We start from the raw sequence: 1,628 nt of genomic DNA, 5'->3' as shown, positions 1-1,628 counted from the left end.
CGAGATGTGTCTGTCTACGGACTATCGTGTTATGTCGCCAACGGCTAAAGTCGGTCTACCTGAAGTTAAGCTGGGTATCTTCCCAGGTTTTGGTGGTACGGTACGTCTACCACGTCTAATCGGTGCAGATAATGCAATCGAATGGATCGCAGGCACGAAAGAATACAAAGCACCTGATGCACTTAAGTTTGGTGCAGTAGATGCGGTTGTTGATGCTGATAAGCTAGAAGCTGCAGCAATCGATCTTGTTAAGCAAGCAGTTGCTGGCAAGCTAGACTATAAAGCTCGTCGTGAAGAGAAGACTTCTAAGCTTAAGCTGAACCCAATGGAAAGCATGATGACTTTCGAAACTGCTAAAGGTTTCGTTGCTGGTCAAGCTGGTCCTAACTATCCTGCACCTGTTGAAGCGATTAAAGCGATGCAGAAGCATTCGGGTATGGCGCGAGACAAGGCAATCGAAGTTGAAGCGAAAGGCTTTGCTAAGATGGCTAAGACTTCAGTATCAGCTTCTTTGATTGGTTTGTTCTTGAATGACCAGGCACTTAAAGCACAAGCAAAAGCGCTTGAGCCAAAAGCATCTGAAGTTAAGAAAGCTGCGGTTCTTGGTGCAGGTATCATGGGTGGCGGTATCGCTTACCAGTCTGCTCTAAAAGGTACGCCAATCATCATGAAAGATATCGCGCAAGCAGGTATCGATCTAGGTTTGAGCGAAGCAAGCAAGCTTCTTACTAAGCGCGTAAGCAAAGGTAAGATGAAAGCTGAGAAAATGGCTGAAGTTCTAAACTCTATCGATCCAGCACTAAGCTATGGTGACTTCGGTGACGTAGACTTGGTTGTTGAAGCGGTTGTTGAGAATCCTAAGGTTAAAGACATCGTTCTTTGTGAAGTAGAAGATCAAGTATCTGAAGATACAATTTTGACTTCAAACACTTCAACAATCTCTATTGATTTGCTAGCTAAGAACTTGAAGCGCCCAGAAAACTTCTGTGGTATGCACTTCTTCAACCCTGTACACATGATGCCTCTTGTTGAGGTTATCCGTGGCGAGAAAACTAGCGAAGAAACAATCGCTACGACAGTTGCTTACGCTAAAGCAATGGGTAAGACGCCTGTTGTTGTTAACGACTGCCCAGGTTTCCTAGTTAACCGTATCTTGTTCCCATACTTCGGTGGCTTTGCTGCGCTAGTACGTGACGGTGCTGACTTCCAGCGCGTTGATAAGATCATGGAGAAATTCGGTTGGCCTATGGGTCCTGCTTACTTGCTAGACGTTGTAGGTATGGACACAGCTATTCACGCTGGTGAAGTCATGGCTGAAGGCTTCCCTGATCGCATGAAGAATGAGTTCCGTACTGCGATGGAAGTTATGTTTGAAGATGGCCGCTACGGTCAGAAGAACGACAAAGGCTTCTACACTTACGAGCTAGACCGTAAAGGTAAGCAGAAGAAAGTGAAGGACGAAGGCGTTTACGACATGATCAAGCCTGTTGTTCTTAACAACAATGAATTTACAGATGAAGAAATCATCGAGCGTATGATGGTTCCTCTATGTATCGAGACTGTACGTTGTCTTGAAGATGGTATCGTAGAGACTGCAGCAGAAGCTGATATGGGTCTTATCTTCGGTA

1 protein-coding gene is annotated in these 1,628 nt (G+C 45.3%); it reads left to right on the top strand.

What is annotated here, in order from left to right:
• The coding region (gene fadB / locus A3729_RS17725; protein WP_068634137.1) for a fatty acid oxidation complex subunit alpha FadB at window positions 1-1,628 on the top strand (1,628 nt) is incomplete at both ends.

This window comes from Oleiphilus sp. HI0043, assembly GCF_001634935.1.
Note: the sequence above shows the minus strand (reverse complement) of the source record. Positions and strands in the feature narration are given on the sequence as shown.